Origin of the sequence: Enterococcus sp. (assembly GCF_032555305.1) — a bacterium.
Lineage (GTDB): Bacteria > Bacillota > Bacilli > Lactobacillales > Enterococcaceae > Enterococcus_A.
Genome location: NZ_JAWGOQ010000027.1, coordinates 1 through 12,080, shown reverse-complemented (window position 1 = coordinate 12,080; position 12,080 = coordinate 1). Strand labels below are relative to the sequence as shown.

At 41.0% G+C, this 12,080-nt stretch carries 14 protein-coding genes and 2 tRNA genes; all 16 read left to right on the top strand.

Annotated features, from left to right (window positions below; translation table 11 throughout):
• Positions 1 to 11 precede the first annotated feature (11 nt).
• The 16 genes from E6139_RS17170 (at position 12) to E6139_RS17095 (ending at position 11,762) form a co-directional block, all read left to right on the top strand.
• Complete coding sequence (locus E6139_RS17170) at positions 12 to 917, top strand: F0F1 ATP synthase subunit gamma (RefSeq protein ID WP_316404700.1); 906 nt, start codon at positions 12 to 14, stop codon at positions 915 to 917.
• 22 nt (positions 918 to 939) lie between these two features.
• Complete coding sequence (gene atpD, locus E6139_RS17165; RefSeq protein ID WP_316404612.1) at positions 940 to 2,340, top strand: F0F1 ATP synthase subunit beta; 1,401 nt, start codon at positions 940 to 942, stop codon at positions 2,338 to 2,340.
• 13 nt (positions 2,341 to 2,353) lie between these two features.
• Positions 2,354 to 2,788: a F0F1 ATP synthase subunit epsilon gene (locus tag E6139_RS17160; protein WP_010746747.1), complete on the top strand. Its 435-nt coding sequence runs from the start codon at positions 2,354 to 2,356 to the stop codon at positions 2,786 to 2,788.
• A gap of 356 nt (positions 2,789 to 3,144) precedes the next feature.
• Positions 3,145 to 3,378: a DUF1146 family protein gene (locus E6139_RS17155; protein WP_316404610.1), complete on the top strand. Its 234-nt coding sequence runs from the start codon at positions 3,145 to 3,147 to the stop codon at positions 3,376 to 3,378.
• A gap of 47 nt (positions 3,379 to 3,425) precedes the next feature.
• Complete coding sequence (gene murA / locus E6139_RS17150) at positions 3,426 to 4,727, top strand: UDP-N-acetylglucosamine 1-carboxyvinyltransferase (protein ID WP_316404609.1); 1,302 nt, start codon at positions 3,426 to 3,428, stop codon at positions 4,725 to 4,727.
• Positions 4,728 to 4,877: 150 nt separating this feature from the next.
• Positions 4,878 to 5,054, top strand: coding sequence for a DNA-directed RNA polymerase subunit beta (locus E6139_RS17145; protein WP_316404607.1), 177 nt, complete (start codon positions 4,878 to 4,880; stop codon positions 5,052 to 5,054).
• A gap of 163 nt (positions 5,055 to 5,217) precedes the next feature.
• A complete protein-coding gene (yidD, locus tag E6139_RS17140) occupies positions 5,218 to 5,508 on the top strand; it encodes a membrane protein insertion efficiency factor YidD (RefSeq protein WP_316404699.1) in 291 nt (96 codons plus the stop codon).
• A 464-nt stretch (positions 5,509 to 5,972) separates the two neighbouring features.
• The gene (locus E6139_RS17135) at positions 5,973 to 7,136 is read left to right on the top strand and encodes an ABC transporter substrate-binding protein (RefSeq protein ID WP_316404606.1); all 1,164 of its coding nucleotides are present in this window, start codon (positions 5,973 to 5,975) and stop codon (positions 7,134 to 7,136) included.
• 111 nt (positions 7,137 to 7,247) lie between these two features.
• Positions 7,248 to 8,126, top strand: coding sequence for a branched-chain amino acid ABC transporter permease (locus E6139_RS17130; RefSeq protein ID WP_316404605.1), 879 nt, complete (start codon positions 7,248 to 7,250; stop codon positions 8,124 to 8,126).
• A 9-nt stretch (positions 8,127 to 8,135) separates the two neighbouring features.
• Positions 8,136 to 9,110 carry a branched-chain amino acid ABC transporter permease gene (locus E6139_RS17125; protein ID WP_316404603.1) on the top strand — a complete coding sequence of 325 codons (975 nt, stop codon included), beginning with the start codon at positions 8,136 to 8,138 and terminating at the stop codon, positions 9,108 to 9,110.
• Positions 9,091 to 9,867: an ABC transporter ATP-binding protein gene (locus E6139_RS17120; protein WP_316404601.1), complete on the top strand. Its 777-nt coding sequence runs from the start codon at positions 9,091 to 9,093 to the stop codon at positions 9,865 to 9,867. The genes E6139_RS17125 and E6139_RS17120 overlap by 20 nt, the downstream gene beginning before the upstream one ends.
• Entirely contained in the window at positions 9,867 to 10,568 is a 702-nt protein-coding gene (locus tag E6139_RS17115; protein WP_316404599.1) for an ABC transporter ATP-binding protein, read from the top strand. Before E6139_RS17120 ends, E6139_RS17115 begins: the two co-directional genes overlap by 1 nt.
• Positions 10,569 to 10,571: 3 nt before the next feature.
• Entirely contained in the window at positions 10,572 to 11,216 is a 645-nt protein-coding gene (locus E6139_RS17110) for a CBS and ACT domain-containing protein (protein ID WP_316404598.1), read from the top strand.
• A 76-nt stretch (positions 11,217 to 11,292) separates the two neighbouring features.
• Positions 11,293 to 11,523 carry a DUF2969 domain-containing protein gene (locus tag E6139_RS17105; RefSeq protein WP_316404596.1) on the top strand — a complete coding sequence of 77 codons (231 nt, stop codon included), beginning with the start codon at positions 11,293 to 11,295 and terminating at the stop codon, positions 11,521 to 11,523.
• A gap of 82 nt (positions 11,524 to 11,605) precedes the next feature.
• Positions 11,606 to 11,689, top strand: a tRNA-Tyr gene (locus E6139_RS17100).
• A gap of 1 nt (position 11,690) precedes the next feature.
• Positions 11,691 to 11,762: transfer RNA gene (locus E6139_RS17095), tRNA-Gln, on the top strand.
• The last annotated feature ends 318 nt before the right edge of the window (positions 11,763 to 12,080 follow it).

Here is a 12,080-nt window from a genome sequence, read left to right as displayed (position 1 = left end):
GGTGAAAAAAGATCATGGCATCCTTAAATGAAATTAAAACACGGATTGCATCGACGAAAAAGACAAGTCAAATCACCAACGCTATGCAAATGGTTTCAGCATCTAAATTAACGAAATCAGAAGCTTACTCTGCAAAATTTCAGCTCTACGCTTCGAAAGTACGTGAAGTATTAACGCACTTGACAGCGAGCGAATTGACAGAGTTGGCGAATTCTGGTCGTGAGTTAGGCGGTATCAACTATCACAGCATGTTGCTGAATCGTCCAGTCAAAAAAACTGGTTATATCGTGATTACTTCTGATGGCGGCTTGGTTGGAGGCTATAACAGCTCGATCTTAAAACAAACCATGGCGATGCTTGAAGATGATCATGATTCTGCTGATGAATATGTTTTGTTAGCCATTGGTGGAACCGGAGCAGACTTTTTCAAAGCTCGCGGCGTTAAATTGGCTTATGAGTTACGCAATTTGTCTGATCAGCCAAGCTTTGATGAAGTGCGAAAAATCGTTTCGATGACGACCAGTATGTATGAAAATCAAGTTTTCGATGAACTATACGTTTGTTATAACCATCACGTGAACTCATTATCTAGTCAGTTTCGAGTTGAAAAAATGCTGCCGATCTCTGACTTGGATCCAAGTGAAGCACAAGAATATCGTGAAGAATATTTGTTTGAACCTTCAAAAGAAGCGATCCTCGATCAATTACTTCCGCAATATGCTGAAAGCTTGATCTATGGCGCGATTGTCGATGCTAAAACAGCAGAGCACGCAGCTGGGATGACAGCAATGAAGACAGCGACAGATAATGCTGGTGCGATCATTGATGATCTAACTATTTCATACAACCGGGCCCGTCAAGCGGCGATCACCCAAGAGATTACTGAAATTGTCGGCGGGGCTTCCGCATTAGAATAATTTCGAGATTGGAGGAAAAAACATGAGTTCAGGCAAGATTGTTCAAGTTATTGGTCCCGTTGTCGACGTGGAATTTTCTTTAGATCAATCCTTACCAGACATCAACAATGCGTTGATTGTTTATAAAAAAGATAAAACAAAAGTTGTTCTTGAAGTCGCTTTGGAACTTGGTGATGGTGTTATCCGCACGATCGCCATGGAAGCTACTGATGGTCTGCAACGTGGGATGGAAGTTGTCGATACCGGCAAATCTATTTCTGTTCCTGTAGGGAAAGATACTTTGGGTCGTGTGTTTAACGTATTAGGTGAAACGATCGATAAAGAAGCACCTTTTCCAGAAGATGCAGAGCGCAGCGGTATTCATAAAAAGGCTCCGACCTTTGAAGAACTTAGCACAAGTAATGAAATTTTAGAAACAGGGATCAAAGTTATCGACTTATTAGCACCTTATTTAAAAGGTGGGAAAGTCGGGCTTTTCGGTGGTGCCGGTGTTGGTAAAACCGTCTTGATCCAAGAATTGATTCATAATATTGCCCAAGAACACGGTGGGATTTCCGTATTTACCGGTGTTGGGGAACGTACTCGTGAAGGGAACGACCTATATTATGAAATGAAAGACTCTGGCGTTATCGAGAAAACAGCCATGGTATTTGGACAAATGAATGAGCCGCCAGGTGCGCGGATGCGTGTTGCCTTGACTGGTTTGACATTAGCTGAATACTTCCGTGATGAAGAAGGACAAGACGTGCTGTTGTTTATCGACAACATCTTCCGTTTCACGCAAGCTGGTTCAGAAGTTTCTGCCTTGCTAGGTCGTATGCCATCTGCCGTTGGGTATCAACCAACCTTGGCAACTGAAATGGGACAATTACAAGAACGAATCACTTCAACGAAAAAAGGTTCGATTACATCTATTCAAGCCATTTACGTACCAGCCGATGACTATTCTGACCCTGCGCCAGCAACAGCCTTCGCCCATTTGGACGCAACGACCAACTTGGAACGTAAATTAACAGAACAAGGGATTTACCCAGCCGTTGACCCATTGGCTTCATCTTCAAGTGCTTTGGCGCCTGAAATTGTTGGGGAAGAACATTATCGTGTAGCTACTGAAGTTCAACGTGTCTTACAACGTTACCGTGAATTACAAGATATCATCGCGATCTTAGGGATGGACGAATTGTCTGACCAAGAAAAAGTGATCGTTTCTCGTGCTCGTCGTATTCAATTCTTCTTATCACAAAACTTCAACGTTGCTGAACAATTTACTGGTCAGCCTGGTTCATATGTACCAGTTGAAAAAACTGTTGAGGGCTTCAAAGAGATTCTTGAAGGAAAATACGACGATCTTCCTGAAGATGCCTTCCGTAGTGTCGGTACAATCGAAGACGTAATCGAAAAAGCGAAAACTTTAGGCTACTAGAAAGAGGTGCCCGATGGAACAAGAAAAAAACAAAGTTCTACAAGTGAACGTTGTTACTCCAGATGGCAACGTCTATGATCATAATGCAACCATCGTCGTTGCTAAAACGGTCGCTGGTGAGATCGGTATTTTACCGAACCATGCCCCGATCATTGCGCCTCTTGCGATCGATGAAGTTCGTGTTCGTCGAACGGATTCTGATACACACGTGGACTGGATCGCAGTCAACGGTGGAATCATGGAAGTTCGGGACAACGTATTGACGATCATCGCTGATACGGCCGAACGTGAACGCGATATTGATGTCTCTCGTGCCGAAAGAGCAAAACAACGGGCGGAAGCGCGCATTCAAGAAGCCCGGGAAAAACAAGATACGGATCAATTGAGCCGTGCCGAGGTTGCCTTGCACCGCGCGATGAATCGGATCAAAGTTTCCAAACACCGTTAAAAAATTTATTAATGAGCTGTGTCGGTTTGTGGCTGACGCAGCTCTTTTTTTCGGAATTGTTCAATTTTTTATCCTCGGTTAGAATAAAGAAATCACTTGAAAACGGTCGTTTTTCAAGAATTTCAAATACCAAAAATAGCCACTGTTTTTTTGATATTTTGACCAAAAGAGCAGGGTGGAAATTTTTAAAGGTCTTTTTGTGTATAAAAAAGATTACTTTTGAACAGTAGGAAACAGAAAATAAATATTAAGTTTTTTAAAAGTTTCTGTATAGTCCTTTGGGCGATCAAAGTATTCTTCTTTATCTGATTCTATGATATAATCCAACTGTTGATTTTTTTGAAAGGAAACGAATTATGCAAGTTTATGGAATTGATGCAATCGTGAGAATCGTCTCGCATTTTTCCTTTATCTATTTAGCCTTTTGGGCTCTACGGTCATTGCGGATAGAGAATCTTTTTAAAGCATTCAAAGAAACTCAGGTTCGACTTGCGATCCTCATGTTAGCGATCGCCCTAGGTTTTACTTGCAGTACATTCTTCTTAGAAATCATTCTTTTGTGTAAAAATATCTTTTTGACATTTAGTTAAGGTACATATACGCGGAAAAGCGACTAGCATTTTTTGGAGGGAATACAATGGAAGAGATCATCGTTCGTGGTGGCAAACAATTAAAAGGAACAGTACATATCGAAGGCGCAAAAAATGCTGTGCTGCCAATTTTAGCTGCGACATTATTGGCTGAGGAAGGAACATCTACTTTAAGCAATGTTCCGATTTTATCTGATGTCTTTACCATGAATCAAGTGATTCGGTATTTGAATACAGATGTTGAATTTAATGAAGAAACGAAAGAAATTACAGTGGATGCGACACGTCAATTGAACGTGGAAGCTCCATATGAATACGTTAGTAAGATGCGTGCTTCAATCGTTGTAATGGGTCCTTTATTGGCTCGTAACGGTCATGCAAAAGTAGCAATGCCAGGTGGTTGTGCGATCGGCAAACGCCCAATCGATCTGCATTTAAAAGGATTCCAAGCTCTAGGCGCGAAGATTATCCAAAAAAATGGCTATATCGAAGCCATTGCTGATGAATTAGTTGGGGATACAATCTATCTAGATTTCCCAAGTGTCGGTGCAACACAAAACATCATGATGGCTGCTGTGAAGGCTAAAGGCACCACTGTGATTGAAAACGTTGCTCGCGAACCTGAAATCGTTGATTTAGCGAATTTCTTGAATAAAATGGGTGCCAGCATCCATGGTGCGGGTACTGAAACCATGCGTATTGAAGGTGTTGATCACCTGCATGCTGTTTCTCATCCAATCGTTCAGGACCGTATCGAAGCTGGAACATTTATGGTTGCTGCTGCGATGACAGAAGGAAACGTCTTGATCGACGGTGCGATCCCAGAACACAACCGTCCTTTGATCTCCAAATTGATTGAAATGGGCGTTAAGATCACAGAAGAAAATGATGGGTTACGTGTCATTGGTCCTAAAACATTAAAAGCGACTGATATCAAAACGATGCCTCATCCAGGTTTCCCAACAGATATGCAAGCACAAATGACAGCTATCCAATTAGTTGCCGATGGTGTCAGCACTACGACAGAAACTGTTTTTGAAAATCGTTTCCAGCATTTAGAAGAAATGCGCAGAATGAATGCACAAGTCAAAATTGACAACAATGTTGCATTGATCAAAGGTGCTTCAGAGCTTCAAGGAGCAGAAGTATATGCCACTGACCTGCGTGCTGCAGCAGCTTTGGTTTTAGCAGGCTTGCGAGCAAATGGCATTACACGTGTACGCAATTTGAAATACTTAGATCGCGGCTACTATCAATTCCATACGAAGTTGCAACGCTTGGGCGCAGACGTGGAACGTGTAGACAATGAAAGCAAAAAAACAGCTGACAAAACAACTGTTTTAGCATAAGATTTTGTTCTTCTTTTAACTGTTATTACGTCTGAGTGTAGAGGACTACAGTTAATTAAGAAGAACAACAGAGTTATGGACAATATGATGGTCATTTTGTTTTTAGTAAGATAAAGACAAATACCTCTGTGTGGGAATAGGAGTGGATTTATGAGTTCAGGTGAACATATTTTACGTAGTTTGATACGCATCGTAGCGATTTTACTTGCTGGTGTCATATTATTCATAGTCGGCAGTATGATTGGTTACGGCGCAATGGGCGGCGGAAATCCATTTAAAGTACTATTGCCAGGTGTTTGGCGTCATATTTTAGAGTTTGTTCATTAGTCATTGGACAAAATCTGACTGCGATTATTCATAAGGGGCTGCATCAATTTTTTGGTGCGGTCCCTTTTTCAAATTCTTGCTTTATTTTGCGCGATCAGTAGAATAGGATGAGGAAAAGGGTTTTAATCAATTGTTGATATCTTGAGGTGAGTGAATGAGTATTATCAGTAAAGGTCTTATTAGTCTGGTGCATGGGTATCAACGTTTTATCTCGCCGTTGACGCAGCCATCCTGTCGTTACTACCCAACATGCTCGAATTATATGATTAAGGCAGTCCAAGTTCATGGAGCCTTCAAAGGGTTTCTTATGGGCATTTCCCGAATTTTACGTTGTCATCCGTTTGCAAAGCCGGGCTTTGATTATGTGCCAGTAAAATTTTCATTGCGGAAAAATCGTGTAGATCATGAAGAACCAGATTATCAAAAAATGAGTGAAGAATCATTAGAGAGATAAAGGCAAAATTTCAAACTATTTAATTGAAAGAAAAATTTTGGTGGATGATCTTCGTTAGCGTTCCTGTCAAACAGTGCTCAAGAAGCTGAAATACGTTTGTGAAGTTATTGTATAGGTGTGGAAAAAATCATCTGCTTTTTCCTTCTTATATGAATAAGTGAAAGCCTACAGTAGGGAAATTGAGCGTATTTTCACTTTGAGTTATTGGCGGATTTGATCGTTGAGAGCACGGATAGTTAAATGAATATAGTTATTTTTAAGAAATCTTATTGACTATTTACTGGTTAATGAGATTTCTTTTTCGTTATTTGATAAGGCTTTCTCAGTACTGTAAGCGCTATAAATTGTTTGAGTATTGCCGAATTATTAAAATATTCAGAAAATTTAATTGACAGTGAGAGTTTTTTCCTATATATTCTTTATTATCTTAACAAATTATCATTATTTTATTAGGGGGTAACAGGATGAAGAAAAGAACAGTAGCTGTATTAGCAGCAGGGTTGTTCCTATTAGGCGCATGTGGGTCACCTAAAGCCAGTGATGGTGGTGGCGGAGGAGATGCCGATACAATCAAAATCGGCGGAAACTTTGAATTATCAGGAGCTGTAGCAGCTTATGGTGAGGCAGAAAATGAAGGTGTCAAATTAGCTGTTGAAGAAATCAATAAAGACGGCGGGATCGATGGCAAAAAGATCGAATACGTTTCGAAAGACAATAAGTCTGACAATAATGAAGCAGCTTCGGTTGCAGCGAACTTAACAACGAAAGATGAAGTAGTTGCAATTATTGGACCGGCAACCTCCGGAGCGACGAAAGCGACATTACCGAATTTGACAAAGGCGAAGGTTCCAGCAATCACTCCTTCTGGGACAGACGATGCTATCACTGTTCAAAAAGAGAAAGTGCAAGAATACATTTTCCGTTCTTGTTTCCAAGATAGTTCGCAAGGGGTCATTTTGGCAAAATATGCTGAGGACAACTTAAAAGCGGACAAAGCAGTAATCTTAGGGGATAACTCAAGTGACTATGCAATCGGATTGAAGAAAGCCTTCAAAGATACCTATAAAGGTGAAATTGTGGCAGAAGAGAACTTCACAGCGGGTGATAAAGACTTCCAAGCAATGTTAACGAAGATCAAAGATAAAGACTTCAACGTCATTTATGTTCCTGGTTATTATACAGAAGCTGGCTTGATCATTAAGCAAGCACGTGAAATGGGTATTGAGCAGCCAATCATTGGTGCAGACGGCTTTGGAGATGAAAAACTTGTAGAAACTGCCGGTGCTAGCAATGTCAAAAATGTTTACTACACTGGTCACTTCTCAACAAAAGCTCCAGCAACAGATAAGGTTGAGCCATTTGTAGAAGCATTTGAGAAGAAATACAACAAACAACCATCTTCATTCAACGCATTAGCATATGACTCTGTTTATATGATCAAACAAGCGATCGAAGAAGAAGGCAAAGCAACACCTGAAGCAATCAAAAAAGGATTAGCAAGCTTGAAAGACTTCGAAGGCGTTACTGGTAAGATCTCAATGGATAAAGAGCATAATCCTGTGAAACCTCTAGTTGTACTTGGTCTAACAGATGGAAAAGAATCTTCTGCTGAAACCGTTAATCAATAATTACTCGGGTAAAGCAGGCAAGGGGGTGTGCCAATGGTATTTGGTACACTCCTTTTTAAGAATTAAGGTCGTCTAGACCAATCTATTTATTTGAAAAGTGATGTGATAAAGATGGAAGTATTTATACAGCAAATCGTCAATGGGCTTTTCCTAGGTAGTGTTTATGCGCTGATGGCGCTGGGCTACACTATGGTTTATGGAATAATAAAATTGATTAACTTTGCCCATGGCGAGATTTATATGATCGGTTCGTTTATCGGCTATTTTTTGATTAATCAGTTCAATATGGGATTCTTCCCAGCATTAGTTTTGTCGATGGCTGGCAGTGCGATCTTAGGTGTTGTGATTGAATTCTTAGCTTACCGGCCGTTAAGAAATTCAACTCGAATCGCCGCATTGATCACGGCGATCGGTGTGTCTTACCTATTGCAGAATACAATGATCTATTTCTTCAGTTCGACGACAAGACCTTTTCCGCAGGTAATCAAAATGCAGGTCTTCAATATTGGTTTCTTACGGGTTACAAATATTCAGTTATTGATTTTAGGATTATCGCTGTTCTTGATGATCGCGTTAAATTTGATCGTTCAAAGAACCAAAATGGGTAAAGCGATGCGGGCTGTAAGTGTTGATACGGATGCTGCGCAGCTGATGGGGATTGATGTGAATCGGACAATCTCTTTTACCTTCGCTTTAGGATCAGCGCTAGCTGCGGCCGGCGGTATGATGATCGGGTTGTATTATAACTCGATTGATCCGATGATGGGCTATATTCCTGGTTTGAAATCATTTATCGCCGCGGTATTAGGCGGGATCGGAATTATTCCGGGAGCTGCAATTGGCGGGTTTGTAATCGGCTTGATCGAAACGATCACGACCGCGCTAGGTTTTTCTGATTTCAAAGATGCAGTGGTTTACGCGGTATTGATCTTGATTTTATTAGTTCGTCCAGCCGGCATCTTAGGCAAACATGTGAAAGAGAAAGTGTAGGTGAGTCAAATGAAAAAGAATTTGAAATACAATTTGATTTGGCTAGCCTTGATCGTGCTTGGGTATGCGGTACTGTACATCGCTTATTCAGCTGGGATGGTCAATCTATTTTTAGATAATATTTTAGTTCAGATCGGTATCAATGTGATTCTAGCAGTCGGATTGAACCTGATCATTGGTTTCTCTGGTCAGTTTTCATTAGGTCATGCTGGTTTTATGGCGATTGGTGCCTATGCAGCAGCACTTATTTCAATGAATACACCAACTTACGGCGGTTTTTTCTTAGGGATGGCTGTCGGTGTGATTATTGCAGGTCTCGTTGCTGTGGCGGTAGGTATCCCAACACTACGTTTGAGTGGTGACTATCTAGCCATCGCAACGTTGGGTGTAGCGGAAATTATTCGAATTTTATTGATTAATTTTAAGGAAATCACCAATGGTCCCTCAGGTTTGTTTGGGATCGAGCCTTTTGTTGATTGGCAGATGGTTTATGGCTTTATGGCGATTACTACGCTGTTTATCGTTAACTATATTCGTTCAGGTGCAGGGCGTGCAACGATGGCGATTCGTGAAGATGAGATTGCAGCAGAAGCGATGGGGGTCAATACAACCAAGTATAAGGTTATGGCCTTTACCTTTGGTGCTATGACAGCTAGTATCGCAGGTTCACTCTATGCAGGCTATTTGCAATCGATCGCACCGAAGGATTTTGCTTTTACGAAATCCGTTGATATCTTGATCCTAGTAGTATTAGGCGGGATTGGTAGTGTAACAGGTACCTTTATTGCGGCGATTCTTCTAGGAATCATCAATATGTATCTGCAAGATTTCGGAACATTACGAATGATTATTTACGCATTGGCATTGATTATCTTGATGATCTTTAAGCCTGGCGGATTGTTAGGAACGAAAGAGCTATCCGTCAAGAAAATTTTGAACAAGTTTAAAAAGGGAGATGACCAGAATGCCTCTGTTGGAAATTAAAGATTTAACCAAAAACTTTGGCGGTTTGGCGGCGGTCTCCAATGTCAATATCGCATTAGAAGAGAATCAATTAGTTGGTTTGATCGGGCCGAATGGTGCCGGGAAAACGACATTGTTTAACCTGATTACTGGCGTCTATGAACCAAGTGAAGGTGATGTTTTACTAGAAGTCGATGGACAGAATCAGCGTTTGAATGGAAGAAAGCCATACGCGATCGCTGACTTAGGCTTGAGCCGGACGTTTCAAAATATTCGTTTGTTCAAAGACCTCTCTGTTTTAGACAATGTCTTGATCGCTATGAATAGTAAAAATAAAGAGGGCTTCTTTTCCAGTGTTCTTCGCTTGCCGGCCTTCTATAATAAAGAGGAAGCCCTGAAGGAAGAAGCGGTGAAATTATTAACGATTTTTGATTTACAGGATAAAGCTGAGAACTTAGCCCGGAATTTGCCTTATGGGGAACAACGACGCTTAGAGATCGTGCGGGCTTTAGCAACAAAGCCGAAGATTCTTTTCTTGGATGAACCGGCAGCAGGGATGAATCCGCAGGAAACAGCGGCACTAACCATGCTGATCAGAAAGATCCAAAAGGAATTTGAGATCACGATTCTTTTGATTGAACATGATATGAGCTTAGTTATGGATGTTTGTGAGCGTATCTATGTTTTAGAATATGGCCGCATTTTAGCCGAAGGAAATCCAGAAGAAATCAAAAACAATCCAGAAGTGATCAAAGCCTATCTTGGAGGTGAGCTATAATGCTGAAAATTGAAAATCTTTCGGTTCATTACGGCATGATCCAAGCGGTACGTGATGTTAGCTTTGAAGTCAATCAAGGCGAGATCGTTTCGCTGATTGGAGCGAATGGTGCGGGAAAGACGACCATTTTACGTACAATCTCAGGGTTGAATCAGCCATCTAAAGGAACGATCACCTTTGAAGGGGAAGCGATCCAAAAGAAAGCGCCTAGAAAAATCGTTGCTCAAGGGATTTCCCAAGTGCCTGAAGGGCGCCATGTTTTCCCAGGACTGACAGTCTTGGAAAATCTGGAAATGGGTGCTTACCTGCGAAAAGACGGGGATATGCAAAAAGATTACGAACATGTCTACGAGAAGTTCCCGATCTTGAAGGAACGGTTGAATCAGGATGCTTCAACGCTCTCTGGTGGGGAACAGCAAATGTTGGCGATGGGTCGGGCTTTGATGTCTAAGCCGCGTTTATTGCTGCTAGATGAGCCGTCAATGGGGCTAGCACCAATCTTTATTCAAGAAATCTTTAATATCATCCAGGAGATTCAAAAACAAGGAACGACCGTTTTATTGATTGAACAGAACGCTAAAATGGCTCTTTCAGTTGCAGACCGAGGCTATGTATTGGAGACCGGAAAAGTGGTCCTATCAGGAACCGGTCAAGAATTGCTAGAAAGTGAAGAAGTGAAGAAAGCTTATCTAGGAGGATAAAACATGAGTGTAAAAGATTTTATGACAGCAGACTTAGTAACGGTCGCGCCAAAAACCAAGATTTTTGATGCCGTTGACTTAATGAAAAAATATGATATTCACCGCTTGCCAGTGGTTGAGAACGATCATTTAGTCGGTTTGATCACAGAGGGAACGATCCAAGAGGCTCTGCCTTCAAAAGCGACGAGCTTGAGTGTTCATGAAGTCAATTATTTATTGAACAAAACAGTCGTAGCAGATGTGATGATCAAGGATGTCAAAACGATCGCACCTGATGCGGAATTGGAAGACGGCATCTACTTGATGCGTCAAAACAAAATCAATGTGTTGCCAGTGCTAGAGGACGAAAAATTGGTGGGAATCATCACGAATAATGATATCTTCGATGCTTTCTTAAAATTGACGGGCTATCATGAAGGTGGCACCCGCGTTCAACTAAAAATCTTAGAAGATAAAAAGGGTGTCCTAGCCAGAGTCGCGAAAATATTAGCTGACAACGACTTCAGCATCTTGACGGTTATCGTTGATCATCAAACCAACGCAACGATTGTTGAGATCCAATTAGCCAGCAAAGAGACAGAAAAAATCAAACAGCTTCTGACAGACAATGGCTACGAAGTTTTGCGAGCCGCGATAACGCAACCTTAACTTTAGCGACAACTGAGTGATCAGTTGTCCTTTTCTTTTGTTGTATGATAAACTTATTCAGGACGGAGGGGAAGACATGTCTAAAAAGAACAAAGATATCCAGGTTCAGGTCAAAGAAGAAGAGCGCCTGATCAATGGAGAAAAACAAATTGTCACGCAATTAGTGATCGGCAAAAAAATGATTGGCGAGATTATTCCTGAAAATAAAAATTTTCAAGCCTTTAATGACGGGGTTTTACTAGGGAATTTCAAGACTTTAGATGATGGTATTGAAGCCCTAATTCGCAACTGGAATTTACATGAATAATTTTTGAAAAAAGTACTTGCATTTTTTTTGAAGATTAGGTATTATAACTGAGTCGGGTTTTTAAATAATAAAAAACCTAGCTGGAGGAGTAGCGAAGTGGCTAAACGCGACGGACTGTAAATCCGTTCCTTAGGGTTCAGTGGTTCGAATCCACTCTCCTCCACCATTGGGGTATAGCCAAGCGGTAAGGCAAGGGACTTTGACTCCCTCATGCGTTGGTTCGAATCCAGCTACCCCAGTCGTTCAGTGAGTTGCAGATGCAGCTCACTTTTTTTGTTTTTAACAGTTGGAGCTGTAAGAAGAAGCTTCAAATATAGCAGGATTCGCAAGGGCATTCAGTTTTTCTGCTGAAGGCTCTTTTTTTGTAACTAACTAGGGTCAAAATTGTCAGATACGGACTGTCAAATCATCAATAAATCACTGCTTAAAGGCTATAAAACAACAATTTGGACTCTTGATACGTGTTTATCTGATAGCTTTTGCAGGATTTTAAAATACCAGTTTGAAATACTGTCTGGTGGAGTAGTTTATTGAAAGTAAAAAATTAATAAACCAAA

What these genes read in the sequence shown, in the direction of transcription:
- E6139_RS17120 (WP_316404601.1), top strand. Translation starts at nt 9,091, where the DNA reads ATGCCTCTGTTGGAAATTAAAGATTTAACCAAAAACTTTGGCGGTTTG.
- E6139_RS17130 (WP_316404605.1), top strand. Translation starts at nt 7,248, where the DNA reads ATGGAAGTATTTATACAGCAAATCGTCAATGGGCTTTTCCTAGGTAGT.
- E6139_RS17160 (WP_010746747.1), top strand. Translation starts at nt 2,354, where the DNA reads ATGGAACAAGAAAAAAACAAAGTTCTACAAGTGAACGTTGTTACTCCA.
- E6139_RS17125 (WP_316404603.1), top strand. Translation starts at nt 8,136, where the DNA reads ATGAAAAAGAATTTGAAATACAATTTGATTTGGCTAGCCTTGATCGTG.
- E6139_RS17105 (WP_316404596.1), top strand. Translation starts at nt 11,293, where the DNA reads ATGTCTAAAAAGAACAAAGATATCCAGGTTCAGGTCAAAGAAGAAGAG.
- E6139_RS17110 (WP_316404598.1), top strand. Translation starts at nt 10,572, where the DNA reads ATGAGTGTAAAAGATTTTATGACAGCAGACTTAGTAACGGTCGCGCCA.
- E6139_RS17135 (WP_316404606.1), top strand. Translation starts at nt 5,973, where the DNA reads ATGAAGAAAAGAACAGTAGCTGTATTAGCAGCAGGGTTGTTCCTATTA.
- E6139_RS17145 (WP_316404607.1), top strand. Translation starts at nt 4,878, where the DNA reads ATGAGTTCAGGTGAACATATTTTACGTAGTTTGATACGCATCGTAGCG.
- E6139_RS17155 (WP_316404610.1), top strand. Translation starts at nt 3,145, where the DNA reads ATGCAAGTTTATGGAATTGATGCAATCGTGAGAATCGTCTCGCATTTT.
- atpD (WP_316404612.1), top strand. Translation starts at nt 940, where the DNA reads ATGAGTTCAGGCAAGATTGTTCAAGTTATTGGTCCCGTTGTCGACGTG.
- murA (WP_316404609.1), top strand. Translation starts at nt 3,426, where the DNA reads ATGGAAGAGATCATCGTTCGTGGTGGCAAACAATTAAAAGGAACAGTA.
- E6139_RS17115 (WP_316404599.1), top strand. Translation starts at nt 9,867, where the DNA reads ATGCTGAAAATTGAAAATCTTTCGGTTCATTACGGCATGATCCAAGCG.